Source organism: Sulfitobacter sp. S190 (genome assembly GCF_025141935.1).
GTDB lineage: Bacteria > Pseudomonadota > Alphaproteobacteria > Rhodobacterales > Rhodobacteraceae > Sulfitobacter.
On the sequence record NZ_CP081120.1, the window covers coordinates 1,505,357 to 1,531,426 of the forward strand.

Annotated in this window: 24 protein-coding genes and 1 pseudogene; 11 read left to right on the plus strand and 14 right to left on the minus strand. The window is 62.9% G+C overall.

The window, feature by feature from the left end:
- Positions 1 to 17: 17 nt before the first annotated feature.
- The 6 genes from rsmA to lptF are packed head-to-tail and all read right to left on the minus strand — an operon-like array spanning position 18 to position 7,407.
- Positions 18 to 860, minus strand: coding sequence for a 16S rRNA (adenine(1518)-N(6)/adenine(1519)-N(6))-dimethyltransferase RsmA (rsmA, locus tag K3756_RS07735; RefSeq protein ID WP_259992711.1), 843 nt, complete (start codon positions 858 to 860; stop codon positions 18 to 20).
- On the minus strand, positions 857 to 1,819 hold the full coding sequence (gene pdxA / locus K3756_RS07740; protein ID WP_259992721.1) for a 4-hydroxythreonine-4-phosphate dehydrogenase PdxA: 963 nt from the start codon (positions 1,817 to 1,819) through the stop codon (positions 857 to 859). The genes rsmA and pdxA overlap by 4 nt, the downstream gene beginning before the upstream one ends.
- Complete coding sequence (locus tag K3756_RS07745; RefSeq protein ID WP_259992723.1) at positions 1,816 to 3,042, minus strand: peptidylprolyl isomerase; 1,227 nt, start codon at positions 3,040 to 3,042, stop codon at positions 1,816 to 1,818. Before K3756_RS07745 ends, pdxA begins: the two co-directional genes overlap by 4 nt.
- Positions 3,030 to 5,183 (minus strand): LPS-assembly protein LptD, encoded by a 2,154-nt coding sequence (locus K3756_RS07750; RefSeq protein ID WP_259992732.1) that lies wholly within the window; start codon positions 5,181 to 5,183, stop codon positions 3,030 to 3,032. Before K3756_RS07750 ends, K3756_RS07745 begins: the two co-directional genes overlap by 13 nt.
- The gene (gene lptG, locus K3756_RS07755) at positions 5,183 to 6,280 is read right to left on the minus strand and encodes an LPS export ABC transporter permease LptG (RefSeq protein ID WP_259992733.1); all 1,098 of its coding nucleotides are present in this window, start codon (positions 6,278 to 6,280) and stop codon (positions 5,183 to 5,185) included. Before lptG ends, K3756_RS07750 begins: the two co-directional genes overlap by 1 nt.
- The gene (lptF, locus tag K3756_RS07760) at positions 6,277 to 7,407 is read right to left on the minus strand and encodes an LPS export ABC transporter permease LptF (protein ID WP_259992734.1); all 1,131 of its coding nucleotides are present in this window, start codon (positions 7,405 to 7,407) and stop codon (positions 6,277 to 6,279) included. Before lptF ends, lptG begins: the two co-directional genes overlap by 4 nt.
- Before the next feature lie 154 nt (positions 7,408 to 7,561).
- Between lptF and K3756_RS07765 the strand changes: the two genes are divergently transcribed.
- Genes K3756_RS07765 through K3756_RS07775 form a run of 3 tightly spaced genes read left to right on the plus strand, consistent with a single transcriptional unit; the run spans position 7,562 to position 9,689 of the window.
- The gene (locus K3756_RS07765; RefSeq protein WP_259992736.1) at positions 7,562 to 9,034 is read left to right on the plus strand and encodes a leucyl aminopeptidase; all 1,473 of its coding nucleotides are present in this window, start codon (positions 7,562 to 7,564) and stop codon (positions 9,032 to 9,034) included.
- Positions 9,035 to 9,039: 5 nt separating this feature from the next.
- Entirely contained in the window at positions 9,040 to 9,498 is a 459-nt protein-coding gene (locus K3756_RS07770; protein WP_259993519.1) for a DNA polymerase III subunit chi, read from the plus strand.
- A 59-nt stretch (positions 9,499 to 9,557) separates the two neighbouring features.
- A complete protein-coding gene (locus K3756_RS07775; protein WP_259992737.1) occupies positions 9,558 to 9,689 on the plus strand; it encodes a hypothetical protein in 132 nt (43 codons plus the stop codon).
- 12 nt (positions 9,690 to 9,701) lie between these two features.
- Here K3756_RS07775 and K3756_RS07780 read toward each other — a convergent pair whose 3' ends face one another.
- The 3 genes from K3756_RS07780 to K3756_RS07790 are packed head-to-tail and all read right to left on the minus strand — an operon-like array spanning position 9,702 to position 12,838.
- Complete coding sequence (locus K3756_RS07780) at positions 9,702 to 10,283, minus strand: TIGR02281 family clan AA aspartic protease (RefSeq protein ID WP_259992745.1); 582 nt, start codon at positions 10,281 to 10,283, stop codon at positions 9,702 to 9,704.
- A 48-nt stretch (positions 10,284 to 10,331) separates the two neighbouring features.
- Positions 10,332 to 10,976 carry a MarC family protein gene (locus K3756_RS07785; protein ID WP_259992747.1) on the minus strand — a complete coding sequence of 215 codons (645 nt, stop codon included), beginning with the start codon at positions 10,974 to 10,976 and terminating at the stop codon, positions 10,332 to 10,334.
- Positions 10,973 to 12,838 (minus strand): ABC-F family ATP-binding cassette domain-containing protein, encoded by a 1,866-nt coding sequence (locus K3756_RS07790; RefSeq protein ID WP_259993520.1) that lies wholly within the window; start codon positions 12,836 to 12,838, stop codon positions 10,973 to 10,975. Before K3756_RS07790 ends, K3756_RS07785 begins: the two co-directional genes overlap by 4 nt.
- Before the next feature lie 101 nt (positions 12,839 to 12,939).
- Between K3756_RS07790 and ndk the strand changes: the two genes are divergently transcribed.
- Positions 12,940 to 13,362, plus strand: a complete 423-nt coding sequence (ndk, locus tag K3756_RS07795; protein WP_259992748.1) for a nucleoside-diphosphate kinase — start codon at positions 12,940 to 12,942, stop codon at positions 13,360 to 13,362.
- Here the strand turns inward: ndk and K3756_RS07800 are convergent.
- Complete coding sequence (locus K3756_RS07800; protein ID WP_259992750.1) at positions 13,359 to 13,763, minus strand: DUF4112 domain-containing protein; 405 nt, start codon at positions 13,761 to 13,763, stop codon at positions 13,359 to 13,361. The two genes, ndk and K3756_RS07800, sit on opposite strands and share 4 nt — an antisense overlap.
- Positions 13,764 to 13,794: 31 nt before the next feature.
- Positions 13,795 to 14,123: pseudogene (locus K3756_RS07805) on the minus strand (TfoX/Sxy family DNA transformation protein).
- Between the two features lie 117 nt (positions 14,124 to 14,240).
- On the opposite strand from K3756_RS07805, the gene K3756_RS07810 reads away from it, so the two are divergent.
- Positions 14,241 to 15,560 (plus strand): cytochrome-c peroxidase, encoded by a 1,320-nt coding sequence (locus tag K3756_RS07810; protein ID WP_409202426.1) that lies wholly within the window; start codon positions 14,241 to 14,243, stop codon positions 15,558 to 15,560.
- Here the strand turns inward: K3756_RS07810 and K3756_RS07815 are convergent.
- Positions 15,557 to 16,990 carry a CRTAC1 family protein gene (locus K3756_RS07815; RefSeq protein ID WP_259993522.1) on the minus strand — a complete coding sequence of 478 codons (1,434 nt, stop codon included), beginning with the start codon at positions 16,988 to 16,990 and terminating at the stop codon, positions 15,557 to 15,559. The two genes, K3756_RS07810 and K3756_RS07815, sit on opposite strands and share 4 nt — an antisense overlap.
- Before the next feature lie 35 nt (positions 16,991 to 17,025).
- Positions 17,026 to 18,291 carry an ROK family protein gene (locus K3756_RS07820; RefSeq protein ID WP_259992752.1) on the minus strand — a complete coding sequence of 422 codons (1,266 nt, stop codon included), beginning with the start codon at positions 18,289 to 18,291 and terminating at the stop codon, positions 17,026 to 17,028.
- Positions 18,292 to 18,504: 213 nt separating this feature from the next.
- On the opposite strand from K3756_RS07820, the gene xylF reads away from it, so the two are divergent.
- The 5 genes from xylF (at position 18,505) to xylA (ending at position 24,443) form a co-directional block, all read left to right on the plus strand.
- Positions 18,505 to 19,542 carry a D-xylose ABC transporter substrate-binding protein gene (gene xylF, locus K3756_RS07825; RefSeq protein WP_259992762.1) on the plus strand — a complete coding sequence of 346 codons (1,038 nt, stop codon included), beginning with the start codon at positions 18,505 to 18,507 and terminating at the stop codon, positions 19,540 to 19,542.
- Between the two features lie 117 nt (positions 19,543 to 19,659).
- The gene (locus K3756_RS07830; RefSeq protein WP_259992764.1) at positions 19,660 to 20,958 is read left to right on the plus strand and encodes a sugar ABC transporter permease; all 1,299 of its coding nucleotides are present in this window, start codon (positions 19,660 to 19,662) and stop codon (positions 20,956 to 20,958) included.
- Positions 20,958 to 21,707, plus strand: a complete 750-nt coding sequence (locus K3756_RS07835; RefSeq protein WP_259992773.1) for an ATP-binding cassette domain-containing protein — start codon at positions 20,958 to 20,960, stop codon at positions 21,705 to 21,707. Before K3756_RS07830 ends, K3756_RS07835 begins: the two co-directional genes overlap by 1 nt.
- Positions 21,704 to 23,140 carry a xylulokinase gene (xylB, locus tag K3756_RS07840; protein WP_259992781.1) on the plus strand — a complete coding sequence of 479 codons (1,437 nt, stop codon included), beginning with the start codon at positions 21,704 to 21,706 and terminating at the stop codon, positions 23,138 to 23,140. The genes K3756_RS07835 and xylB overlap by 4 nt, the downstream gene beginning before the upstream one ends.
- A 1-nt stretch (position 23,141) precedes the next feature.
- A complete protein-coding gene (xylA, locus tag K3756_RS07845) occupies positions 23,142 to 24,443 on the plus strand; it encodes a xylose isomerase (RefSeq protein ID WP_259992789.1) in 1,302 nt (433 codons plus the stop codon).
- A 53-nt stretch (positions 24,444 to 24,496) separates the two neighbouring features.
- On the opposite strand, the gene K3756_RS07850 is transcribed toward xylA, so the two are convergent.
- Positions 24,497 to 24,859 (minus strand): hypothetical protein, encoded by a 363-nt coding sequence (locus tag K3756_RS07850; RefSeq protein ID WP_259992790.1) that lies wholly within the window; start codon positions 24,857 to 24,859, stop codon positions 24,497 to 24,499.
- Positions 24,860 to 25,166: 307 nt separating this feature from the next.
- On the opposite strand from K3756_RS07850, the gene K3756_RS07855 reads away from it, so the two are divergent.
- Positions 25,167 to 26,066, plus strand: coding sequence for a helix-turn-helix transcriptional regulator (locus K3756_RS07855; RefSeq protein WP_259992792.1), 900 nt, complete (start codon positions 25,167 to 25,169; stop codon positions 26,064 to 26,066).
- The last annotated feature ends 4 nt before the right edge of the window (positions 26,067 to 26,070 follow it).

The window sequence follows — 26,070 nt, forward strand, 5'->3', positions numbered from 1 at the left end:
GGATGCGGGGCTTTGTGTTAGCTCTTGGCGATCTCGCGGGCCAGCGCACAAAACCCTTCCAGCGAAATCTGCTCGGCTCTTTCGGTGGGTTTGATCCCGGCCGCCAACAAACGGTCCTCGATGTCGGGGGCCGTCCCCTTGAGCGCGGCGCGCAGCATCTTGCGCCGTTGATTGAAGGCGGCGGCGACAACCCTGCTGAGCGTTGCGGCGTCTGCTTCGAATTTCGGCTGTTCGAGCGCGGTCAGATGCACCACCGCGCTTGAAATTTTGGGCGGCGGCGTAAAGGCCTCTGGCGGCAGGTTGACCACGATCCGCGCATCCGTGCGCCACTGGGCGAGAATAGCCAGCCTGCCATAGGCCTTGGACCCCGGTTGCGCCACGATCCGTTCGGCGACTTCACGTTGGAACATCAGCGTCAGGCTTTGCCAGAACGGCGGCCATTCCGGCGGGGTCAGCCATCGGACAAGCAGTTCGGTCCCGATATTATAGGGCAGGTTGGCCGCCACGCGGATGGGCGGGGTCAGATGTGCCAGCGGGTCGATCTCGAGCGCGTCGCCTTCGATCACTTGCAATCTGTCGCCATAGTGCTGCGCAATTTCCGCCAGCGCGGGCAGACAGCGGCGATCCTTTTCGATGGCCAGCACACGGCGCGCCCCTTCGGCCAGCAAACCGCGGGTCAGGCCACCGGGACCGGGGCCGATTTCCAGAACGTCGCATTGCGTCAAATCACCTGCCTGTCGGGCAATCTTGGCCGTGAGGTTGAGATCGAGCAGGAAATTCTGGCCCAGTGATTTGCGCGCCCGCAGATCATGGGTGTTGATCACGTCGCGCAGGGGCGGGAGGCTATCGATGGTGCTCATGCGCAGGCCATATCATAAGCCATGCGGATGGCGCAGGTCATACTGGACGGGTTGGCGACCCCTTTGCCGGCGATGTCAAAGGCAGTGCCGTGGTCCGGTGACGTGCGGATGAACGGCAGACCCAACGTGACATTGACGCCGCGGTCGAAATCAAGCGTCTTGATCGGGATCAGCGCCTGATCGTGATACATCGCAATCGCGGCATCATAGGTCTGGCGGGCGGCGGCATGAAACATCGTGTCCGCCGGCAAAGGCCCGCGCAGATCAAAACCTTCGTCGCGCATTTGCGCCAGCAGCCCCGCGATCCAGTCAAGCTCCTGCGTGCCCATTGCGCCACCTTCGCCCGCATGGGGGTTCAACCCCGCCACCGCCAGCCGGGGGGCCGTGATTCCGAATTGGGTGCGCAGGCCTTCTGCGGTAATTTCGATGGTGCGGCGCAGCAGATTGGGCGTCAGCGCCGCGGGCACGTCCTCCAGCGGAATGTGGATGGTGGTTGGCACAACCCGCAGCGCGTCGCTGGCCAGCATCATCACCACGTCCGACTGACCCGCCAGCGCAGCAAGGTATTCGGTGTGACCGGGATAGGCAAAATCGGCGCCGTCCTTGAGCGCCTTCTTGTGTAGCGGCGCCGTGCAAATGGCGGCGGCGTCTCCGGTGCGCACCAGATCCACCGCACGGGCGATCACATCGATCACCCCTTGGGCGTTACGCGGATCGGGCGTGCCGGGGGTCGCATCGCCCGCAAAGGGGTGGGCCAACACGGGCAATGCGCGGCCCGATACGTCCGCGGCTTCCGAGGGATGGTCGATGACCTTGTACACCGCATCCGACGGCAGGTGGCGCGGATCGCCCAGCCAGAGCATCGGCACCTTATCGGCCAGCGCCGCCCAGGCGCGGGTCGCAATTTCGGGGCCGATCCCTGCGGGTTCTCCGCAGGTCAGGACGATGGGTCGGCTCATGGGCGGCTGATACGGGCGTCGGCGCGCAATTCGGCCAGCAGGCTGTCGGCGAAACCCGACAGGCGGCGCTGGCGGATGTTGGCGGCGACATCTTCGCGGCTGACGTCGGCGTTCTGCTCGGCGGTGCGGCCGCACAGCATCAGAAAGACCAAAGCCTGCCCATCGGAGCGTGTGAGCGCGGTCGATACCTCGCCCTCGTCCAGTTTGCTCAGCTCGATGGCGAAATCGTCCGGCAATTCGGCGGGGGCCTTGACCTCGCGGTCAAGCACGCCTTCCGGCTGGCCCTTGGCGAAGGCGTATAGGTCATCGCAAACGTCGACCTGCGCGCGCAGGTTTGCTGCCTGTTGCAGCGTCTGCTCGGAGCGTCCGCCCTGCATGTAATAGGCTGCGTATTCGATGGCGGAATAGGTCTGCTGAGGCGCGCCCGTTTCCTCGATGTCGCGCAGCTGGAACAGCGCGACCGCATTAGGGATCTGCAAGGGCTGCGTCACCTCACCGGGCGACAGGGCGAGGATCAGCGGTTGCAACACCGGCGGCAGATCGGACAGTGCCTGCCACGGCAGACGCCCTCCCGCGCCGCGGGTGGCGGTCGCGGAATACTGGCGCGCGGCGGCGGAAAACGCGTCGACAGTGCGCATCTGGCTGATGTTCGTGGCAATCTCGTTGACCTGTGCGGCGCGGGGCGGCGGGGCCGGGATAATGATCTCGGACACCAGCACGCGGATGTTGGAGCTGCCGGTGCTTTGCGTGGCAAGCGCGCGGTCAATCTCGTCCTCGGTGATTTGCACACGGCGGGCGTAGCGGGCGCGGATCAGGTCGCGCCACAGGCTGGCGTTGACCACGAAATCACGCATCGTTTCGACTTCGACACCGTTCTGGTTGAGCACGCTGAGAAACTCGTCAAGCTCCAGACCGGCGCGTCCGGCAAATTCCGTGAGCGCCTGGCGCACACCGTCTTCGGATATGTCGATGCCCGCATCGGTAAACGCTTCCTGACGCAGCCGTTCGTCGATCAGCGCTTCGATCACCGTTTCGCGGCCCGAACCGGGGGCGCGCAGCAATTGCAAGAAGCGCGCGCGCTGCTGGACCTCGTATTCGGTGACCGGTTTGCCATTCACCGTCGCGACCGGTGCAAACAGGTTTTGCGCGGCAACGGGGGCGGCCCCGGCCAATCCGGCCACAAGACCGAGGACCGCAAGCGGCTTGGAAATCATTTTGAACATGATCTGACGTATCTTTCTGTTCCGGTGTCAGCGGCAAAGCCGCGCAGGCCTACGTTAAACCCGAAACTTGTGGAAGGCTCAATACTTGTCGAGGAGGTGTAGCGGCGCTTTACGCTCAGCCCGACGGTGACACATTCGTTCTGGTAGGTGAGGCCCAATCCGGCTTCGGCCGCACGGTCGGAGGCTGCGTCATAGCGCCAGTCGGCGCTCGCCAGCCACGTGCGCGAAATCTTGTAGGCCCCCTCGAGCGCAAATTCGGAAACCTCGTTGTCGCGGTCTTCGGCCGCGTCTTCCTCGAGCCAGACATAGGTGCCGCCGAATGTGCCGCGTTTGAAGAGGTAATCCCCGCGCAGTTCCGCCTTCGACAGGCTCAGATCCGCTTCGAAAAGACTGCGCCCCGTGAGCATCAGGCCACCGGGAGTCGCGATCTGAGCGGCAAGCAGCACGTCCGAGCTTTCTCCGTTGAGCCCCGACGTATCGGTAAAGGCCGGATCGGCATCGTTGCGGAATACCTGTCCCAGCGTGACATGGGCGTTCCAGCCATCCGCGTCGAAATGCGACCAGTTGACCCCGATGGCGGCTGCGGCACCGCGCTCGCGGCGGTCGGCACGGGGAAACCGCGACAGGCTCAACAGGTTGCCCTGATCGAATTCGACACGTGTGCTTTCCTCGTTGGGCACATTCAGCCGGTCACCATCGGTATAGGCGACCTGGACCAGCGGTTCCAACACCTGCCGCGCGCCGTTTTCGGCGGTGCGCACCAACGGATAGCGCAGGGTAACAACGGCATGCGAGGTCAGCTCGCTGGGGCTGACCGGAAAGGTCGCGTCCTGACTGATCTTGTAGCTGGCAAAGGCCGCACCCAGCTGCACATCCGTGCGCAGCCCGAAATCGAAGACGTGACTGCGCAGCCAGTCGATCTGGCCATAGACGCGCGCGATGTCGCGCCCATCCACAATATCGTCGGGGTCGTCGCTGTCGATGTCGAGCGAGGATCCGCGCCGGTGGCTGTGGCCGAGAAGGCTCGCGCGGATTTCACCCCCGATGGCCTGCGGGAAAAAGCGGCGCTCGTACTGCCCCTCAAGCACAAGTGTCGGCAAGGTTTCGTTCACCTCGTCGTCGCGCAGGGTTTTGAAGTTGATGATGCTGGCCCCGATGAACTCATCACGCCGCGCACGGCTGATACGCAGTTCGGTGCGCAGACGGTCGGCATCGGAATATCCGTAATCGACGAGATAGGCGTCATCGCTGACGGTCTCGACGTCAAACCGCAGCACAAAATCGCGTGGCAGGGCAAAAACGCCGCGCCCGAACAGGTATCCGCGCGTCTCGCTTTCGCGCAGGTCGTCGCGTGTGATCGCGCCGTTGAACCGGATGCGCCCGTTGCGGTAGGCCTGCCTGTAGCGGAATTCCAGCGTGGTCGTGGACGACGACAGATAGGGGGTGACCGTCAGGTCGCGCTTGTCGCTCAGCCGGAAGAAGTAGGGGATCTTGACGCCAGTGCCCAACTGCGACGTGGAGCGGACCGAGGGCACCAGAAAGCCGCTCGCGCGTTCGACCGTGGGGCCGGGCAAGCGCAGCCGCGGCAGGTAGAACACGGGCACCCGCCCGATGCGAAACTGCGCTTCGTCGAAATAGAGTTGCTGTTCGACCTCGTCGTGAATGATCCGTTTGGCCCTGATCTGCCAGAGCGGCGGTTTGCCGTCGTCGCAGATGTGGCAGGACGTGACAGAGGTCTTGTAAAGCTGGTTGTACCGGCCATCGACGCGGTCGATTTGCACCGCGGCAAGCTGCAATTGCTCGTTCAGCACCAGCCGCGCGCCCCGCAATATGCCGTCACGCAGACCGCGCTCCAGCTCTGCCGCTTCGGCGAGGATGACCGTCCCATCCCCGTCGGTAATCGTGATCGGGCCCTCGATGATCAGCCTGCCGTCGGACTGCGCGTAGCGGATGGAGGTCGCGCGCAGTCGGGTGCCGTTCTGGAACGCCTCGACGTTGCCCTGGGCCACCAGCTCACGGTCGCGGGTGATGAAAATCTGGTCGGCCACCAACAGGGCCGGCGCATCGGGCGCTGCGGTATCCTGCGCCGCAAGATGCAAGGGCAGCAATGCCAGCAGCAGACCCAGCAGAACACGCCGCATCAGCCGTCCTCCCGGTGCAGCACGAGGCCCATCGCCAGCAGGATCGCGGCCACGGGCGGCGCCCAAGCGGCCAGCAGAACGGGGATCTGCCCGTTTTCCCCCAGAATCTGCGCAAAACTGCGAATGAAATACAAACCGAACCCCAAGAGCACTGCCGACAGCACCGCGATGCCTGTACCGCCCGAACGGGTATGACGCATGGTAAACGCGCTCGCAACAAGAACCATCGCCATCAGGAACAGCGGGCGGGCCAATTCCGTTTGCAGCCACACCTGATGGCGTCTGGGGCTGAAGCCGGAAAATTCCAGCTGGCGGATGAAGGCGGGCAGATCGTAGATCGAAATGGAGCCCGCGTTGCCGAAACTGTCGCGGATACGGTCGAGCGTGAGGCTGGAGGGCAGGGTGAGTTCTGCCACGGTTTCGGCATTGCCTTCGGAATTGATACCGGCCTGCAACGGCCAGGTCTTTGCATTGCGCAACTGCCAGCCGTCGGGGCCGAGTGCCGCGCTTTGCGCCTCGATCCGCCGGATCGGACCGCCGTCGGGAGCGTAGGAGATGAACGTCACATCATAGAGGATCGAGCCGTCGAAGTTGGACCGCCAGGCCCGGATCACCGTTTGCCCCTCTATGGTGCCCTGACGCAGCCACAGACCTTCCTCCGAAATCGATAGGGCAGATGCACCGCCCGACCGGAAGCTGTCCGATACCTGTTCGTAGCGTTTCGACGTGGCGGCCACGATCGGGTTGAACATTGTCACGATCAGCCCCCCGATGATCAGCGCCACGAACAGCGGCGACATCAGCGTCATCAGCGCCGAGCGCCCCGACGCCCGGGTCACCACCATCTCCGAGGACCGTGCCAGCGCAATGAAAAGCACGACAGTTGCCAAAAGCATGTTGAGCGGCAGGATCGCATTGATCTTCTGGGGCGTATCGAGCAGCGTCAGCCGCAGCATGTCCCCGAACGAAAGCGTGTCCGCAAAGGACCGCTGCGCCTGTTCGATGAGGCCGGTAAGGACGATCAGCGTGAACAGGATCACGGTGATCAACACGAAGCTCATCGCGAAGCGGCGGGCAAAGTAGAAATGCAGGATCATGCGGCAGCCTCGCGTCTGAACATCCGCTTGTGCCAGCCCGGATGGGCCGATTGCCACAGCATCGCGGCGGCAATCGCCAGCCCGATCAGCGTCGGCAGGTACAGGACCGGCCACAGCGCCGCATCATCGCGCACCAGCCGCACCAGCGGTCCACGCAGCCCGTCAAGCACCAGCAGCAGGCCAAAGGCGATCACGATCTCGCGCCAGACCCCGAACCGCGAGAACCCGCCGATCAGCAGCGTTGCAAACCCCACCATCGCCGCAGCCAGACAGAACAGGGGCTGCGCGAACCGCGCGTGGACTTCTTCGGCTACCGCGCCGGTCGAGGTGTCTGCGCCGCGTGCGATCTCGTCCCAGCCGACCAGCAGATGGGGCGTGACCGTATGACGAATGTTGTCGATTGTTGCATCCGGTTCCGACATCAGATTACTGATGTCGAAGGAAAAATCCTGAAATTTCGCGGTTGAGAGCTTGTTCGTGGTCGTTTCGAGCCGTTGGGCCAGCCCGTCCACCATGATCAGGGTCGTGCTGTCACCGTCGCGCAGCAGATAAGCCTCCGCGGCAGTATATATGACACCCTCGGACGGATTGCGCCGGTCCGATACGAACACATCGCGCAGAATGCCGTCTTCGTCGATGGCACGGGTGTAGAAGGTGACCTGATCTGTCGGGTGCAGGAATTCTCCTTCGGTCAGCAGGCGGGCACTGACGTTCTGGGCAATCTCGGCCTCGCGCTCGGTCAGCTGCCCTTCGGCCATCGGGACCAGAAAATGGCTGAGCGCGGACATCATCAGCGCGACAATCAGTCCGAATAGCGCGAGCGGACGCGCCAGACGCCACGGCGAAGTGCCCGTCGATTGCAGCACCGCCAGTTCGCTGTCACTGCTCATCCTGTTGGTGACATAAACGGCGGCGGCAAATGCGGAAATGGGCAGGACCGTGGTGATCAGCCCCGGCAGGCCAAGGGCCGTGAATTCAAGGAATACCAGCGCCGTCTGCCCGTTGCCGATCAGCCTGTCAAAAAGAACCACGGCGCGGTTGATCCAGAAAATGGCCACCAGCACGAGCGAGAAAAAGCCGAAAAGAAGCAGCAGCTGCGACAGCACATAGCGGTCGAATCTGGCCACCCGATTCCTCCTTTTTTTCTAGCCTGCTCGGCGATTGGCACTGTCTTACCGCAAAAGGCGCTCTGCGAAAACTGCTATCTGCGCTTAGGTGTGGCGTTAGCCCGCGTGCCGCGCTAGGTCTGATGGAACACTTCAGTTGCAAGAGGCATCTCCGATGACATTGACCCCCGTTTCCTTCACCGACACCGACATTGACGCCATTGCCGATTTCACAGGGAAGGTGGCGATTTGCGTGGATGGCGAGGGCCGGATGGATCCCGGGGCGCGGCGGGTCAACAAGCTGACCAAGGGGGCGGTGGCGCGTCTGCTCGATACGCCGCGCTGGGGCAAGCTGAGCGATGGGGACGCGGTCACGCTGGCCTATCCGGTCGGCATGGCGGCGGATGCGGTCCACGTGATCCGGATCGAACGCGCGGCAAAGTCGAAAGCGGCGCGGCGCGCCGGTGCCGCGGTGGCCAAGGCGCGGGCGGGCAAGGGCGACATGCTCGTGCTTGCCGGTCCATTGCGGCGCCCAGAAGAGCTCTGCTTCGGTCTTGCCATGCGCGACTATACTTTCGACAACCACAAGACGGGCAAGGAAAGCGCCGACGGCAGCTATACCGTGATGCACGCCAAGTCATCCGAGCTGGAGGCCGCCGCGGCCCCGCTGATGGCCGTGGCCGAAGGGGCCCATATGACGCGGGACCTGACCAATGAACCCGCCAATGTGCTGACCACCACCAACTACATGGAACGGCTGCGCGAGATGGAGAGCCTCGGGCTCAAGATCGAGGTGCTCGACGAGGCGGCGATGGAAAAGCTGGGCATGCGCACGCTGCTGTCCGTGGGGCAGGGCAGTGACAGCCCCTCCTACACCGTCGTGATGCGCTGGGACGGCGGAGAAAAGGACGCGGCCCCGCTGGCGCTGGTCGGCAAGGGCGTTGTGTTCGACACCGGCGGCATCAGCCTGAAACCCGCGGGCGGCATGGAAGACATGACGATGGACATGGGCGGCTCTGCGGTGGTCGCGGGCACCATGCGGGCGCTGGCATTGCGCGGCGCCAAGGCCAATGTGGTCGGGCTGGTCGGGCTGGTCGAAAACATGCCATCGGGCAACGCCACGCGCCCCGGCGACGTCATCACCTCCATGAAGGGCGACACGGTTGAGATCATCAACACCGACGCCGAGGGCCGCTTGGTGCTGTGCGATGTGATGTGGTACGCGCAGGAAACCTTCAAACCCGCCGCCATGGTCGATCTTGCCACGCTGACGGGTGCGATCATCATCGGTCTGGGCCACGAGAACGCGGGCGTTTTCTCCAACAATGACGATTTCTGCGGCACGTTCCTGAAAGCGGCAGAAGCCGAGCACGAAGGCGCGTGGCGGATGCCGCTGGGCACCGCTTATGACAAACAGATCAAGAGCCGGATTGCCGATATGAAAAACGTCGGCGGCCGCCCGGCAGGGTCGATCACGGCCGCGCAGTTCCTGCAGCGTTTCGTGAAAGACGACTGCCCGTGGATCCACCTCGATATCGCCGGTGTCGCATCGGTCAAATCCGAAACCGCATTGGCACCTGCCGGGGCCACCGGTTGGGGCGTGGCCGCTCTCAACCGGCTTGTGGCGGACAACTACGAGACCGAGTGATCGCAATGGGCGCGGCCATGTTCTATCACCTGACGCAGCGGCCCTTGGTCGACACGTTGCGCATGCTGCTGGAAAAATCGCTGGCAAACGGCTGGCGTGTCGCGGTGCGCGGCACCGACACCGCCGCGCTCGAACAACTGGACGAGGCGCTTTGGCTGCGTCCCGAAGACGGGTTCTTGCCGCATGGCATGGCCGGTGGTCCGCATGACGCGCAGCAGCCTGTGCTGATGGGAACGGGCGACATTTCGGCCAACGGTGCCCAGTGCCTGATGGTCGTGCATGCCGCGGACGTCAGCGCCCCCGAGGTCGCGGCGTTCGAGCGGGTCTGCATCCTGTTCGACGGGCACGACGAAGCCGCCTTGGGACACGCGCGCAGCCAATGGAAAACGCTCACCGGGGCAGGTGCCTCGGCGCAGTACTGGTCCGAAGAATCGGGACGATGGGAGAAAAAGGCGCAAAGCTGAGCGACGGAGTTCCGCCGCCCACCCGTATCATACACCATGACCCCGGTGGAGTGGTTCGGATGTCGCGTTGTATTGCCTTGATCTTGCTGTGTCTGTTGCCCGTTGTCGGGGCGGCGATGCGGTCTGCGCCCGATAAATGCACCGATCCCGTTTATGTCACGGACGCGGCCGTTGTGTTCGGCTGCGATTAAGCGAGCGTCACGCTAGCGGGTCAGCACCAGTTCGCCATTGGCAATTTCGATCCGGCCCCAGCGTTCCAGATACCCCATGCCCAGCAGCGAGCCGTTCATGTCACCGCTGTTGACCGACGCCCGCACGTTTGTATCGGTCACATCGCCCAGACGCACGGTGCCGATGCTGACAGGTGCGGTTCGGACCTGGCCGTTGGCGGTGTTGGCGACGCCGATATAGTTCAGGCTGTCGGGGTCCAGACCGGCGCGGGCGGCATCGGCGCGGGTCAGCACCATTTCGCTGGCCCCTGTGTCGACCACAAAACGCACCGGCGTGTCATTGAGCGACAGGGTCAGGTAATAATGCCCGTCCGGTTGGCGTGGAACCGCGATCTGCCCCTGACCGATCTGGCTGATCTGGTTGCGCATCGTTGTGCGTTCGATATCGTTCCAAAGCCCGTAGGCCGCGACCACACCCAGAAAGATAAATCCCCAGATCATCGCCTGCTGCAGCATCTTGCCCATGCCGTCGCGGCTGGAGATCAGGAACCAACCCGCGATGCCCACGCCTAGAAGCGCGAGGTAGATCAGGCTGGCGGTGTCATCGGACGTCATCGGTCTCTCCTCATGGTGCTGAGGAATATAGGGGAGGGCCGCGTGATTTCAGCCTGCGCCTGCCACAAATCCGAATTCGGCAAGACCGTCGAATACAAATTGCACCGAAAGTGCGGCCAGCAGCATGCCCAGAATACGCGTAAACACGTTGATCGCGACCTTGCCCATCACGCGCTCGAGCCTGCCTGACATGCGCAGGGTAATGACCATCGCCACAAGCGTGAGCGCCGTGACACCCAGCACGGTGATCAGACCTTCGCCCCCGGGCTTTTCACCCGTCAGCAGGATCACCGATGCAATGGCGCCGGGGCCCGCCAACAGCGGGATAGCGAGGGGAAACACGGATGGGTCGTCGTGGTCTTCGTCCGCTTCGTGCTCCGCCGTGCGGCCCTCCCGGCGCTTGGTGCGTTTTTCCGACAGCATGTCGAGCGCGGTGAGGAACAGCAGAATACCGCCCGCCACACGGAACGCGGCCATGGAAATGCCGATAAAGCCCAGAACCGCCTCGCCCAGAAAGGCGAAAAGCGTCAGCACAAAACCCGCCACCAGAACCGCGCGATGTGCGATGCGCGCGCGCTGTGCGTCTGTCATGCCGGGCGTCAGCGCCAGAAACACGGGCGCGATCGCAATCGGGTCGATGACGACAAACATCGTCACCAGCGCCGTGATCATATAGGCTGTGTCAAACATCATGGGTGCTCTGCCTTTTCAAGCTTTTCGAGGGCGCCCATCCAGAGGGCCTCGGCCCGGTCGAGCGCCTCCATGACTTCGGCATACTTCTTGTTCCAGACCTCAAGTTCGCCGACCTTGTCGTTCTCGTAAAGCGCGGGATCGGCGAGCTTCTTGGCCAGCTTGTCGCGCATCTCGTTGATCTTGGCCACGCGGGCCTCGGATTTGCGCACGTCCGACCGCAGGGCAAGGATTTCGTCGCGGGTGGCGCGCTTCGCCTTTGGGGCTTCTGCCTTGGGTTTGGCATTCTTGCTGACCGGTTTTTCGACCGTCAGCAGCATCTTGCGATAGGATTCCAGATCGTCGTCGTAGGGTTTTACCGTGCCGTTCGACACCAGCCAAAGGCGGTCCGCCACCATCGACAAGAGATGCATGTCGTGGCTGACAAGGATCACCGCACCCGAATAGCGGGTCAGCGCCTCGACCAGCGCCTCGCGGCTTTCGATGTCGAGGTGGTTTGTAGGCTCATCGAGGATCAGCAGATGCGGCGCGTCAAGCGTTGCCAGCAACAGCGACAGGCGCGCCTTCTGGCCGCCCGACAGCCGCCCGACTTCGGTTTCGGCCTGATCCGGGCCCAGCCCGAAGCCTGCCAGCTGTGCGCGCAGTTTGGACGGCATGATGCCGGGGCGCGCCGAAATCATGTGCTGCAACGGGGTCTCGTCGATCATCAACTCGTCGACCTGATGCTGCGCGAAAAAACCGATGCGCAGCTTGTTGGCGATGATGGCCTTGCCGTTGAACAGAACCAGCCGGTTCGACAGCAGTTTGGAGAGCGTGGATTTGCCCTGTCCGTTCTTGCCCAACAGGGCGATGCGGTCGTCCTGATCGATGCGCAGGTCAAGCCGCGACAGCACGGGCGTGTCCGCGTCGTATCCCGTCGATCCGCCCTCGATGCTGATGATCGGTGGCGACAGTTCTTCGGGTTCGGGGAAGGTGAACACCTTGCGCGCCGCTTCTTCAGGGGGCGTGATCATGTCCATCTTTTCGATCATCTTGAGACGGGATTGGGCCTGTTTGGCCTTCGAGGCCTTGGCCTTGAAGCGATCGACAAAGGCCTGCATGTGGTCCTTGCGGGCCTGCTGCTTTTTGGCCATCGCGGCCTGCACCGCGCGGCGCTCGGCGCGTTGACGGGCGAACTGGTCATAGGGGCCCTGATAATAGGTCAGCTTGCGGTCCTCGAGGTGCAAAATACCCCCCACCGCGCGGTTCAGCAGGCCGCGGTCGTGGCTGATGATGATGACCGTGTGCGGGTATTTGGCGAGATATTGTTCGAGCCAAAGCGCCCCTTCGAGATCGAGATAGTTCGTCGGCTCGTCGAGGAGCAACAGATCGGGCTGGGCAAACAGCACGCCGGCCAAGGCCACGCGCATCCGCCAGCCACCAGAGTACGCCGAGCAGGGCTGCTGTTGGTCGTCGTCATCGAACCCCAGACCCTTGAGGATGCTGGCGGCGCGGCCTTCGGCACTCCACGCGTCAATATCGGCAAGCCGCGACTGGATATCGGCGATGCGGCCCGGGTCGGTCGCGGTTTCCGCCTCGGCCAGAAGGCCCGCCCGTTCGATGTCGGCGGCCAGCACCGTGTCGATCAGCGACACGTCGGATGACGGCACTTCCTGTGCGACGCCCCCGATGCGGGCGCGGCTGGGCAGCGAAATATCACCACCGTCCAGCCCCAATTCGCCGCGGATGATGCGGAACAGCGTGGTCTTGCCCGCACCGTTGCGCCCGACCAGACCCACCTTGTGGCCTTCGGGAATGGTGGCGGATGCCTCGTCGAACAGCGGGCGGCCTTCGACGGAATACGAGATTTCTGAGATGCGTAACATGGGCGCGGTGTGGACCATGCACGCGCCCCCGTCAATCGCCGCTTTTCATGTGGCGGACCGCGTGTTAGGAGGCGCGCAAATCACACCCAAGGAGACGACCCATGGCTCTTGAGCGCACATTCTCGATCATCAAGCCCGATGCAACCCGCCGCAACCTGACGGGCGCTATCAACAAGAAATTCGAAGACGCCGGTCTGCGGATCGTTGCGCAAAAGCGCATCCACCTGACCAAGGCGCAAGCGGGCGCTTTCTATGCCGTTCACGCAGAGCGTCCTTTCTACGACGAACTGTGCGAATTCATGGCCTCCGCCCCGATCGTGGCACAGGTTCTCGAAGGTGAAGGCGCCATTGCCAAAAACCGCGAAGTCATGGGTGCGACCAACCCTGCGGACGCCGAAGCGGGCACAATCCGCGCTGAATTCGCCGAATCCGTTGGCGAAAACTCCGTCCACGGCTCCGACGCGCCAGAAACAGCCGCGGTCGAAATCGCGTACTTCTTCTCCGGTCTCGAACTGGTCGGCTAAGCCTGACTGTCTTGACTGTCCGGATAGGGGGCGGCCTTTGGGTCGCCCTTTTTCGTGGCCGATTGCGCCGCGACATGGCGGTGCAGCAATTCGACGTTGCGGGTATTTGCCTTCCACCCGACGTCGAACAGATCGCCCAGAACGGGGATCGCGCCGATGGCGGTGTCTATCCCGATGTTCAGCCCCATCTTGGCCAGCACGCTCGGCGGTGCGCCCAACCGGTACGATTCCTTAACGATATAGCCGGCAGGCGCCAGCGCGAGCACATCCCCGATCCCCGGCACCAGCCCCAATACGGAATCCCACCCCACCCGCACGCCGACGATCGGCAGTCGGAAAGCGGTATCCATGCGGTGGGCGAGTTTGCGCAGGCGGACGAGATCTGGATGGTCAGTGTCCATCCAGTCTAACCTGTGGCGCAGGCGACCGTGATCAAGGGCTGTCGCGCACACCGATCAAATCCATCATCCGTTCGAACTCGGATGTCTTGGGGTCGTGCGCTGCCGCCTTGATCGCATCGAAGCGTTTGCGCAGCGCGGTTTTTTCCGCCCCTTTGCAGTCGTTCCACGGGCGGCCCTGCAACGCCATACCAGTACGTAGTAGCCGATGAAATGGGGCTTTGTGCCCGCTTTCAGCATGCGCGCCTAGGCCTCGTCCGCGCCCAATGCGCGCAGCGCTTCGGCGCTGTGGATGCCGGCGGCTTCGGCCTGTGCGGCAAAGGCGGGCCCGATGTTTCGGATCTCGGTCAGGGGCGTGGACATGGGCACAGTTTACGCGGACGATCCCAGCGGGGAAAGTGGGTTGGGCAAAAGAATGACTCGCCTGCAATACGGGTTTTGCGGTAGAGTTTTGCGGGATGAGGAGCGCGGTATAAATCTATGAAATTGCTTGTATTCATGCTGGTAATGGCGGCTGCGACGCAGGGTGTGCACGCCGGTGGCGTTCTGCCGCGCGCCGTGACCGATGCCGATTATGCGCCCGTTCCCGCAGCGGAGGCGGAACTGGGCCAGTTGCTCTTCTACGATCCGATCCTGTCGGGCAACAAGACGGTTGCCTGTGCCACCTGTCACCATCCGAAATTTGCCACCGGCGACGGTGTTGCGCTGTCCTTCGGGGATGGGGGGATCGGGCTTGGGCCCGCGCGCAGGGCCGATCCCGACAATCCGCCCGAAAAGCGTATTCCGCGCAACGCGCCAGCGCTGTTCAATCTGGGCGCGGCCGAATTTACCGTGATGTTCCACGACGGGCGGCTGGAAGCCGACGCCGGGCAGCCCGGTGGCATACGCACGCCGATGGATGCGGATATGGTGGCGGGGTTCGCCTCTGTCCTGTCGGCGCAGACCATGTTCCCCGTGCTGAGCCGTGATGAGATGGCAGGCTCCTACAACGAAAACGATGTGGCGCGCGCGGTGCGACAGGGGCGCATCACCGGTCCGGGTGGAGCCTGGGACCAGCTGGCCCGCCGTGTGTCGGCAATACCGGCCTACGCGGATCGTTTTAAAGCCGTCTATCCCCACATATCGGCGCCCGAAGACATTGGTTTTACCGATATTTCGAACGCAATTGCGGGGTTCATGGCGGTTGAGTGGCGCTCGGACACCGCGCCATTCGATGCCGTTTTGCGCGGCGATGCGCAGTTTGAGGGTTCGGCCGCGCGGGGAGCGGACCTGTTTTACGGCGCGGCGGGATGTGGGGGCTGTCACAGCGGCCCGTTCCTTACGGATCACGGATTTCACGCAATGGCCGCGCCGCAGATCGGGCCCGGCAAGGCCGCAACCTTCCAGCAACACCAGCGCGATGAGGGCCGGTTTCGGGTGACCGGGGATCCGGCCGACCTGTTTGCGTTCCGCACGCCGAGCCTGCGTAATGTGGCGCTGACCGCGCCCTATGGTCACGCAGGGGCACACCGCGATCTGGCGCAGTTCATTCGCGATCACGCAAACCCGCGCGCGGGTCTTGCGCGGTTCACGCCCGCACAGCTGACGTTGATCGACCCGTCCGCGGGCGATTTCACCATAATGGAAAACGCCGAAGAAGTCGCCGCCATTGCACGGGCAGTCACCGCCGCACCCGTCGATCTGAACCGCGAAGACGTCGCGGCAATTCTGGCGTTTCTGGAGACGCTGACCGATCCGGCGGCCGTGGAGGGCAGGTTGGGTGTGCCGCAAAGCGTGCCGAGCGGATTGCCGGTGCCCTAGGGTTTGTGCAGTGTCACCGCCCTGTCGGCATCAACACTGTGAACCGACCGTGTGCCATCGGGCCAGGTCACCGTCACGTCCACCGTCGACAGTGCGCCAAGGCCCACATGCAGACCGAAAAGCTGCCCGCCCGCATGCCCGCCGCCGATGGTGTGCTGCAGGGTTTGCCCGGCGAGCGTGACGATGGCTCCAATGGCATCGCGGTTGCCACCCTGTTGCCGCAGCACGATGCGGAGCCAGTGACCGGTGTCCGCTGTCTCGTTTCGGTAAAGCTCGAGCGGCGCGCGGCGGTTTGACACCAGCAGATCAAGCCGGCCGTCACCGTCGAAATCGACCAACGCGCCGCCACGGCTGCGGGCGGTGCTGGCCACACCCGCGTCAGCGGACGCTTCGTTGAAGGTGCCGTCGGGCCGCTGCATCAGCAGATTGTTGGGATCTCGCGTCGCCATGCCCGGCATCTGGTCCACGTTGCCCTTGGCGATGAACAGATCGGCGCGCCCGTCGTTGTCGATGTCGCCGAATTCCGCGTGCCATCCGGTGGAGGGTCGCCCATCGCCGCCGACATGCGGGCGCTGAGCGTAGGTTCCGACAGAATAGGGCGCGGCGGCATAGGTCCCGTCGGATTGGGCAATCTGCAGCACCTGATCGCCCATCGAGGTCAGCATCACCTCGTCGCGCCCGTCGCCAGTGACGTCACGGCTGGCAATTCCCATCCCCCAGAGGGCAACTTTTTCCCAGCCATCGCTTTGGGTTAGAAAGCGTTCTTCACCTATGTCCCACATCTGTTCGAAGCCGTCCTTGACGTAGTAATGGCGGTCGTTCGACACGCGCAGCCGCATGGCCCCCGACGCGTCGCGCGCGGCAAGCATGGACAAGGGGCAAAACCCCGGTTGCAAAGGGGCGGCCATGTATCCGTCATCGGCGGGGCGCAGCAGCGTGTTGTCGTCGCAGCTCTCGAACGGGCCATCGGGATCGTCGCGGTCGACATAGTTTCCAACCGCCATTGTGGGGTGCTCTTGCCCTGCGTCCCACCATGCCGAAAACGCGGTGCTCCATTTGTTGTCTATGGGCACGCCCCACGCACGGGTCGCATCGGTGAACAAGCAGTCCGGCCCCCCGCTCAGCACCACATTCGCGCCCGAACGCAGGATGAACAGATCGGTGTGCCCGTCCGCGTTCATATCGATCGGATAGGCCCCCGTGACACCGGTCAGGTCAGGGATCGCGCCCGCGGCGAAGGAAAATGCGCCGGTGTTGATGATCAGTTTCGCCGGATCCGCACCGCCCGCCGCAAAAATATCCGGCAGCGCATCACCGTTGCAGTCGAAAACCGCAACGCCGCCGCCGACAAAATGCTCCCACCCCCCGGTGTACGCATGCGCGGGCAGGGTATGTGATTGATCGGTAAAGACCGGACCGGCCTGCGCCATGCCCGCCGTGACCAGCACTGCTGCAACCGCAACCTTCACGCCGACGCACTCTCGCCACCGATCAACGTATCGGTAAGCGCCGACAGCGCCAGCGCCGTTGCCCCGCGCGCCCAGACCAGATCGCCCCACGCGTGGATCGCCACCTTGCAGGGCGTGCGGCCTTCCTTGAGGGTCAGCTGTTGCATTTCGTGCAGCACGTCCTCGGCATAGAGATAGTCGTATTGCATCCGTTCGCCCGACAGGATGATGAGGCCCGGATCAAACAACTGGATCACATTCGACAACCCCAAGGACAGATAGCGCCCCGCGCGGCGAAAGATCGTTTCGGCCGCGCTGTGGCCCGCCTTGGCCTGTTGGAAAAGCGTCTCCATGATTTCTTCGGGCGACTGTGCGCTGTCGACACCGCGGTCCAGGGCCGTTGCGGCCTCGCGGGTGAGGGCATAATCCGCCAGATAGGCCTCCAGACAGCCGCGCTGCCCGCATCTGCACAGCGCGCCATCCAACTGGACCTTGGTGTGCCCAAGCTCCAGCCCCATGCCGCGGGCGCCGCGGTAGAGTTGGTTGCCAAGGACGAGCCCCATGCCCACACCGCTTTCGATCGTGACAACGGCAAAATCGGATTTGGCGCGCCCCGCACCGAACCACAGCTCTGCCAACGTCAGCAGGTTGGCGTCATTGTCGAGCACGAGCGGCATATCGTGGCGCGCGGTAAAGGCACGGCCCAGATCCTGATCGCGCTCCGCGAGCAGGGATGACCAGACAACCGTGCCGCTCACATGGTCTATGATACCGGGCATGCCAATGCCTACAGCGTCGATCCGCGGGGCAGGTGCGGGCACTGTCGCAAGCAGTTCCGCCATCAACGCGTCGATCTCGGCCATCAGCGCGTCGAGACTGCGGCGGTGGTCGGTGGCGGGCAGGGCGGCTTCGGCCACGATGTTGCCCGCAAAGTCCGTCAGAACCGCAGAATGGCGTTTGAAGGCCAGCTTGATCCCGATGACGTGGCCGGCATCCGGCACCACCTCGAGCGCAACACGCGGGCGTCCGCGTCCGTGCTCGCGCGCCGGGCCTTCGACTTCGCGCAGGTATCCCTGACCGATAAGATCGGCGGTCAGCGTGGTCACCGAACCGGCCGAAATGCCCAGATTGCGGGTGATATCTGCACGCGCTGCCGTCCCGCGGGCGCGGATGAATTCAAACACCAACTGCCGGAGCGAGCGCGCACCGCCGCGGGTATCGTGCAGCAGGGGTCCGCATCCTTGGTCGACTGTTTCGGTCGGGGACGGGGCGGTGTCGGCCAATAGTTCAATCCCTAAAATTAATTCTGCACTGCAGCATCGCCACAGCGACGATCCGGCGGAAAATCTGCGCCACACTTCCGTTTCTAGCGATGTAATTCGCCGGTTGTCCATTTTTTATTTTGACAACTAAAATAAATCGTAGGACGCTGGGGCAACCGGGCAAAGTGACTCGGCCTCTGCCCCAAGACGGCAGAAAACCACTGGGAGGAACTCATGAAAAAACTGTTTATGGCAGCGGCTGTGGCTACTGCATCTTTCGGCGCGACAGTGGCCTATGCCGACGGGCATGCGGTGACGGTCGGCGTCAGCTGGTCGAACTTTCAAGAAGAGCGCTGGAAAACCGATGAAGCGGCGATCAAGGGCGCGTTGGAAGCGGCCGGTGCGACGTATGTCTCTGCAGACGCGCAGTCTTCTTCGGCCAAGCAGCTGTCGGATGTCGAGAGCCTGATCGCACAGGGTGTTGATGCCCTGATTATCCTCGCCCAAGACAGCGCAGCGATCGGTCCGGCCGTGGATGCCGCCGCTGCCGAAGGCATTCCGGTGGTTGGCTATGACCGCCTGATCGAAGATCCCCGCGCATTCTACCTGACGTTCGACAATGTCGAAGTGGGCCGGATGCAGGCACGCGCCGTGCTAGAGGCCGCACCAAAGGGCCGTTATGTCATGATCAAGGGCTCGCCCACCGATCCCAACGCCGATTTCCTGCGCGGTGGCCAGCAAGAAGTGCTGCAGGCCGCGATTGACGCCGGTGACATTACCATCGTCGACGAAGCCTATACCGATGGCTGGCTGCCTGCGAATGCGCAGCGCAACATGGAGCAGATCCTGACGGCCAACGACAACGGCGTTGATGCGGTTGTGGCCTCCAACGATGGCACCGCGGGCGGTGTAGTTGCTGCACTCACGGCACAGGGCATGGAAGGCATCCCTGTATCGGGACAGGACGGCGATCACGCCGCGCTGAACCGGGTGGCCTTGGGCACGCAGACCGTATCTGTGTGGAAGGATGCACGCGAATTGGGCAAGGCCGCAGGTGAAATCGCCGTTTCGCTGGCCAAGAGCGATGGCGACATGAGCGCGGTCGACGGTGCGTCCGAGTGGACGTCGCCCGGCGGCACCACCATGACGGCCAAGTTCCTCGCGCCGGTCCCTGTGACCGCGGACAACCTGTCGGCTGTCGTCGATGCCGGCTGGATCGAGAAAGACAAGCTGTGCCAAGGCGTGTCGGGCGGTCCGGCACCCTGTAGCTAAGGGTTCTCCCTCGTCCGGTCCGCTATCTTCGGGCGGGCCGGACGCTTTGACTGTTTTCCCTTTTTCGATGATGTCACCCTGCGCCCCGGTCGAGGCGGCGCCGACAGGAGCAGCTTCATGTCAGACACCGCAGATACCACGGCACCGGCCACCGCCAAACGCGGCCTATTCCAACAGCTTGAATTGGACACGCGCCTGCTTGGCATGATCGGGGCGTTTGTTCTGGTGGCACTGGTCTTTAACGTGCTGACAGACGGGCGTTTCCTGACCCCGCGTAACATTTTCAACCTTACCATCCAGACGGTCAGCGTGGCGATCATGGCGACCGGCATGGTCTTTATCATTGTCACCCGCCACATCGATCTGTCGGTCGGCGCGGTTCTGGCGGCCTGTTCGGCGCTGATGGCGATGACGCAGGTGCGCATCCTGCCGGGGACCTTCGGGTTCGAAATCGGACATTGGGCCATTCCCTGGATCGCCATTGCCGCGGGGCTGATCCTCGGCACGCTGATCGGTGCGTTCAACGGCTGGCTCGTCGGGTATCAGGGCATTCCGGCCTTCATTGTGACACTGGGCGGTTTCCTGATCTGGCGCAATGTCGGCTGGTACCAGACGGCGGGCCAGACCATCGGCCCGCTCGACAAGACGTTCATGACCTTCGGTGGCATCAACGGGACCCTGGGCGGACCGCTCAGCTGGGCTGTGGGCGTCGCCGCGATGGTCTTCACGCTGGTGGCAATCTTCAACGCGCGCCGGGTCAAGCAGGCGCACGGGTTCGCCGTCAAACCGATGTGGGCGGAAGTGACGCTTGCCGCGCTCGCGGTGGCGGCGATCGGCGGTTTCGTGGCAATCCTGACCAGCTACGGCGTGCCCGAAAGGGTCGTGGCGCGGGATCCGTCGAAATACGGCTGCGCCAGCGCAGAAGGCTGCACACCAGTCTACGGGTTGCCGATCTCGGTACTCTTGCTGATCGCCATTGCCGCGATCATGACGCTGATCGCGCGGCGCACGCGTTTCGGGCGGTATATCTTTGCCACCGGTGGTAACCCCGATGCGGCAGAATTGTCGGGCATCAACACACGGTTCCTGACGGTCAAGATCTTTGCGCTGATGGGGGCGCTCTGCGCGATTGCGGCGGTCGTCGCCTCCAGCCGCTTGGCGAACCACTCAAACGATCTGGGCACGCTCGACGAGCTGCGCGTGATCGCCGCGGCCGTGATCGGCGGAACCGCATTGTCAGGCGGCATCGGCACGATCTATGGCGCGATCCTTGGCGCGTTGATCATGCAATCGCTGCAGTCGGGCATGGCGATGGTCGGGGTCGATGCGCCGCTGCAAAACATCGTCGTGGGTGCGGTGCTGGTTTTCGCGGTGTTTATCGACATTCAGTACCGCAAGCGTCTGGGGGGTAAGTGATGTCCGCACCATTGGTTGAAATGAAAGACGTCTCGATCGCGTTCGGCGGGGTTCAGGCGGTCGACAAGGTGTCGATCTCCCTGAACGCAGGCGAGGTCGTCGGCCTTCTGGGCCACAACGGCGCGGGCAAATCCACGCTGATCAAGATGCTGTCGGGCGCCTACAAGATGGACAGCGGCGAAATCTACATCAACGGGGAGCGCGCGCATATCACCACCCCCCGTGATGCCCGCGACCATAATATCGAAACGATCTACCAGACGCTCGCGCTTGCCGACAATCTGGATGCGGCAAGCAATCTCTTTCTGGGCCGGGAGCTGACAAACCGGCTCGGTCTGGTCGACGATGACCGGATGGAGGCCGAAACCCGCAAGATCATGGCCCGTCTCAACCCCAATTTCCGAAAGCTGAAAGAACCTGTCTCCGCGCTTTCGGGGGGGCAGCGCCAATCTGTCGCGATTGCGCGGGCGGTGTATTTCAATGCCAAAATCCTGATCATGGACGAACCGACCGCCGCGTTGGGCGTGCACGAAACCGCGATGGTGGCGGAACTGATCCAGGAGTTGAAAAAGCAGGGGCTCGGCATTTTCCTGATCAGCCACGACACCCGCGAGATGATGGATTTGTGTGATCGGGTGGCCGTGATGAAAAACGGCCGCATGGTTGGCACCGAGCGGGTCGAGGATGTCACCGAGGACGATATCCTGTCGATGATCATCCTTGGCAAGAACCCGAAGGCCGCCGCGTGAGCTTTATCGGGCTTGATCTCGGGACGTCCTCGCTCAAGGCAGTGCTGTTGTCGGATGACGAGACGCTATTGGCCGAGCATAGTGTGCCGCTGACGGTAACGCGGGCGCAGGACGGCTGGTCGGAGCAGGACCCTGACAGCTGGTGCGAGGCCGCGACACAGGCGTTGCGCGCTTTGGCGAGCAAGGCCGACTGCAGCGCAGTGCAAGGCATGGGGCTGGCCGGTCACATGCATGGCGCGACACTGATCGGTGCCGATGACAGGCCGTTGCGCCCGTGCATGCTCTGGAACGACACCCGCAGCCATGCCGAAGCCGCCGAAATGGACGTAACGGCCCTTTTCCGGGACACGACCGGCAACATCGTTTTCCCCGGCTTCACCGCCCCCAAAGTGGAATGGGTGCGCAGGCATGAACCCGGCGTATTCGATCAAATCGCCAAAATCCTGCTGCCCAAGGACTACTTGCGGCTTTTCCTCACCGGAGAGCATGTCTCCGAGATGTCGGACGCGGCGGGGACCGCGTGGCTGGACACAGGCGCGCGGGACTGGTCCGACGCCCTGTTGGCGCATGCAGGGCTCGCGCGTGCGCAGATGCCCGATCTTGTGGAGGGATCGGCGCCTTCGGGTCGGCTGCGCGCCGATCTCGCTGCGGATATCGGATTGCCGCAGATGGTGGTTGCAGGGGGGGCTGGCGATAACGCGGCCGCCGGCATCGGGGCAGGGGTCGTGCGCGACGGCAGTGCGTTTGTCTCACTTGGTACGTCGGGTGTGCTTTTCGCGGCCAACGACGGGTATCGGCCCGATCCGGCAACGGCGGTGCACACATTTTGCCATGCCGTGCCGCAGACATGGCACCAGATGGGGGTGATCCTTGCCGCGACCGACGCCCTGAATTGGCTGTCCAATCTGACCGGCCAGCCCGCCGCCGTTCTGACCCGCGATCTGGGCGAGGTCCAGGCACCGGGAAAGACCTTGTTCCTGCCGTATCTGGGGGGCGAACGCACCCCGCACAACAACGCCGCCGTGCGCGGACAGTTCCTGAACCTCGAACATGCCACAGACGCGACCGAAGCCGCCCGCGCGGTGCTGCAAGGCGTCAGCTTTGCCTTTGCCGATTGCCACGATGCCCTCGCAGCGACGGGGACCCGCATCTCCCGTGCGCTGGCGCTCGGCGGGGGCGCGAAATCCGCGCATTGGCTCGATATGCTGGCCTGCACACTTGGGATCGAACTGGATGTGCCGCAGGCCGGTGATTTCGGTGCCGCCTTGGGGGCTGCACGGCTGGGCCGGATGGCCAGCACCGGGGCAGGTGCCGAAATTGCCACGCAACCGCCGATCGCCAAAACCGTATCTCCCGACCCGCGGCTGGCGGACGCGATGGCTCAAGGCCACGCCCGCTACCGTCACGCCTATCGTGTTCTGAAGGACCTTTGACATGACCGATTTTTTCAAGGGCATCGCGCCCGTCACCTTTGAAGGCGCACACAGCGACAGCGAATTTGCCTTTCGCCACTATGACCCGGACGAAATGGTCATGGGGAAGGCGATGAAAGACCATTTGCGCTTTGCCTGCGCCTATTGGCACAGCTTTGCGTGGCCCGGGGGCGACCCGTTCGGCGGCCAGACGTTCGAGCGGCCCTGGTTCGGCGACACGATGGATCTGGCACGCATGAAAGCCGACGTCGCATTCGACATGTTCCAGATACTCGGCGTGCCCTATTTCTGTTTCCATGACGCGGACGTCCGCCCGGAAGGCGCCGATTTCGCCGAGAGCACGCGTAACCTTGAGGCGATTGTCGACTACTTCGGCGAAAAGATGGATGCGACCGGGCTCAAGCTGTTGTGGGGTACGGCGAACCTCTTCAGTCACCGCCGGTTCATGGCCGGGGCGGCCACCAACCCCGATCCGGAGGTTTTTGCCTTTTCGGCCGCAACGATCAAGACCTGCATGGATGCGACGCACAAGCTGAACGGCGAGAATTACGTGCTGTGGGGCGGGCGCGAGGGATATGAAACACTGCTCAACACCGACATGGGCCGTGAACGCGCACAGGCAGGCCGGATGCTGCAGATGGTTGTGGATTACAAACACAAGATCGGCTTCGACGGCGCGATCCTGATCGAACCGAAGCCGCAAGAGCCGACCAAGCACCAGTATGATTACGACGTGGCGACAGTCTACGGGTTTCTCAAGGACTTCGGGCTGGAGGATGAGGTAAAGGTGAACATCGAACAGGGCCACGCGATTCTGGCAGGTCATTCGTTCGAACACGAATTGGCGCTGGCCCGCGAATTGGGGATATTTGGCTCCATCGATATGAACCGCAACGATTATCAGTCAGGATGGGACACAGACCAGTTTCCGAACAATGTGCCCGAAATGACCTTGGCCTATCTCGAAGTGCTCAAGGCGGGCGGCTTTGCCACGGGCGGTACGAACTTTGACGCAAAACTGCGGCGCCAGTCGCTCGATCCCGAGGATCTGATCCTCGCGCATGTCGGCGGTATGGACGCCTGCGCTGCAGGGCTCAAGGCCGCGGCGGCAATTCTCGAGAACGGTGCCCTGGAAGAGGCGCGGGAGGCGCGGTACGCAGGGTGGAACGGCGATCTGGGACAGTCCCTGATGCAGTCCGGTCTGGCAGAGATCGAGGCGATGGTCCGGAGCGAAAACATCAACCCGGACCCGCGCTCGGGGCGGCAAGAGCGGTTGGAAAACCTGATCAACCGCTTTCTATAGCCGGTGAGAGACAACCGGCGCACCCGAGGGAGGTGATGCGCCGGTCAGTCATTTCAGGCGGCGACGGTGTCTTCGGATTTGTGCAGGCTGACGACTGCCAGAACCGTGGCACCGATGACGAAGTAATATGCCGCGTCAATGCCTTGGAAGCCCAGTGCAATCGGCGCGATGACAAAGGCCGCACCGACCGCAAAATCGACCGCGAGGTGCAGCCGGTAGGGCAGAACCCGGAACACACCCAGACGGTGATCGGTGAACACCGTCATCACCAGTGCCGCGATGCCTGTCAGCAGCGATAGGCCGAACGCCAGCGGATGGGACTGACCCAGACCCAGCAGGAACGGCATGACAATCAGGCCAAGAGCCACGGGGTAATCGAGGTACGCGTGCAGGGATTTCGTGATGAAGTTGGGCATGTGAAGAGGCTCCTGAAGAGTTTGGTTTAAATTGATTTGGCGGCTCGGGGACGTTAGTGCCGTGTGACTGATATAGAGAAAGGAACCAATTGGTTCAAAACACATGTATGTGAGTTTTGTAACAATCGGTTCCAAACGAATTTCCGCCGATCTGCCTAGTTTTTCATCATCACCTGCGCACGTGAGGAAAAAATGGCCGTCGTGTAAGCCTGTGGTGAAATTGTGAAAAACAACGCCGAAAATTTGAAATAGTTTAGCGTCAGAGAGGAACATTCGCTGCTATTGTCAGGCATCGAAGGAGGCGTCGTTGCAGGATTTCAATACGATACCGGATCGATCACCGCTCGAGCCGGAAGCAGATGGATTTTCTGTGACGCTTGACGGGGTGGTCATCCGCCGCGTGTTGTCCAGCGATCTGCACCGCCTCGAGGCCGGCAAGACGCCCGTGTTGATCCTGCCGCTGGAACCGATGCAGATGACCGTATCCTCCGTAGATGTAGGAACCCGTGTCCTTGCGCTGGCCGCGCATATGCCGGCGCTGTTCTGCGCGCGCAAAACCTACAGGTTCGAATGCGAAAACGGCGCCGCCTTGCTGCATCTGGCCTTTGACACGAAATGGTTCGAGGAATTGCGCCGCCGCTGCGAACTCGGCCCGGATCAGGTGCCGCGGTTCATCGAAACCTGCAGGCACAGTGATTTTTCTTTTATTACGCGCATGCTGCTTGACCATATGACCCGTCCCGACACGTGGCCACCGACAGTGATCGCGCTGTGCGCGGAACTGATCATCTGCCGTTTCCTGACCGAACTGAGGGACCAGATCGACGAAACCGGCACCCGTGATGTCCTGAGTGATGCCGCGCTCTATGATGTGATGGCAGTTGTCGAAAAACAGCTGTCGGGACCGATCAAGGTGGCCGAGCTGGCGCGCACCGCCGCGATGAGCAACGACCGTTTCTCGCGGGCCTTCAAGGCAAAGACCGGAAAGTCGCCGCGCACCTATATTCTGGAACGCCGCGTGGAAATGGTGATCGAGCTGATGGCAGAGACCGATCTTTCCCTGTCTGACATCGCGTTTGCGGCCGGTTTTTCCAGCCAGTCCCATATGACCTATGTTTTTAACCGCACCATCGGATTGCCGCCCGGGCAATACCGGGGGCTCGAGGCTGTCGAGGATATATCCCCGCTGGCGGCACGGCGCGCCTGACCCC

What these genes read in the sequence shown, in the direction of transcription:
- K3756_RS07810 (WP_409202426.1), top strand. Translation starts at nt 14,241, where the DNA reads ATGAAATTGCTTGTATTCATGCTGGTAATGGCGGCTGCGACGCAGGGT.
- rsmA (WP_259992711.1), bottom strand. Translation starts at nt 860, where the DNA reads ATGAGCACCATCGATAGCCTCCCGCCCCTGCGCGACGTGATCAACACC.
- xylF (WP_259992762.1), top strand. Translation starts at nt 18,505, where the DNA reads ATGAAAAAACTGTTTATGGCAGCGGCTGTGGCTACTGCATCTTTCGGC.
- K3756_RS07750 (WP_259992732.1), bottom strand. Translation starts at nt 5,183, where the DNA reads ATGCGGCGTGTTCTGCTGGGTCTGCTGCTGGCATTGCTGCCCTTGCAT.
- K3756_RS07770 (WP_259993519.1), top strand. Translation starts at nt 9,040, where the DNA reads ATGGGCGCGGCCATGTTCTATCACCTGACGCAGCGGCCCTTGGTCGAC.
- K3756_RS07780 (WP_259992745.1), bottom strand. Translation starts at nt 10,283, where the DNA reads ATGACGTCCGATGACACCGCCAGCCTGATCTACCTCGCGCTTCTAGGC.
- K3756_RS07850 (WP_259992790.1), bottom strand. Translation starts at nt 24,859, where the DNA reads ATGCCCAACTTCATCACGAAATCCCTGCACGCGTACCTCGATTACCCC.
- K3756_RS07830 (WP_259992764.1), top strand. Translation starts at nt 19,660, where the DNA reads ATGTCAGACACCGCAGATACCACGGCACCGGCCACCGCCAAACGCGGC.
- xylA (WP_259992789.1), top strand. Translation starts at nt 23,142, where the DNA reads ATGACCGATTTTTTCAAGGGCATCGCGCCCGTCACCTTTGAAGGCGCA.
- K3756_RS07775 (WP_259992737.1), top strand. Translation starts at nt 9,558, where the DNA reads ATGTCGCGTTGTATTGCCTTGATCTTGCTGTGTCTGTTGCCCGTTGTC.
- K3756_RS07835 (WP_259992773.1), top strand. Translation starts at nt 20,958, where the DNA reads ATGTCCGCACCATTGGTTGAAATGAAAGACGTCTCGATCGCGTTCGGC.
- K3756_RS07745 (WP_259992723.1), bottom strand. Translation starts at nt 3,042, where the DNA reads ATGTTCAAAATGATTTCCAAGCCGCTTGCGGTCCTCGGTCTTGTGGCC.
- K3756_RS07790 (WP_259993520.1), bottom strand. Translation starts at nt 12,838, where the DNA reads ATGTTACGCATCTCAGAAATCTCGTATTCCGTCGAAGGCCGCCCGCTG.
- K3756_RS07785 (WP_259992747.1), bottom strand. Translation starts at nt 10,976, where the DNA reads ATGATGTTTGACACAGCCTATATGATCACGGCGCTGGTGACGATGTTT.
- K3756_RS07800 (WP_259992750.1), bottom strand. Translation starts at nt 13,763, where the DNA reads ATGGACACTGACCATCCAGATCTCGTCCGCCTGCGCAAACTCGCCCAC.
- lptG (WP_259992733.1), bottom strand. Translation starts at nt 6,280, where the DNA reads ATGATCCTGCATTTCTACTTTGCCCGCCGCTTCGCGATGAGCTTCGTG.
- ndk (WP_259992748.1), top strand. Translation starts at nt 12,940, where the DNA reads ATGGCTCTTGAGCGCACATTCTCGATCATCAAGCCCGATGCAACCCGC.
- pdxA (WP_259992721.1), bottom strand. Translation starts at nt 1,819, where the DNA reads ATGAGCCGACCCATCGTCCTGACCTGCGGAGAACCCGCAGGGATCGGC.
- K3756_RS07815 (WP_259993522.1), bottom strand. Translation starts at nt 16,990, where the DNA reads ATGGCGCAGGCCGGTCCGGTCTTTACCGATCAATCACATACCCTGCCC.
- K3756_RS07765 (WP_259992736.1), top strand. Translation starts at nt 7,562, where the DNA reads ATGACATTGACCCCCGTTTCCTTCACCGACACCGACATTGACGCCATT.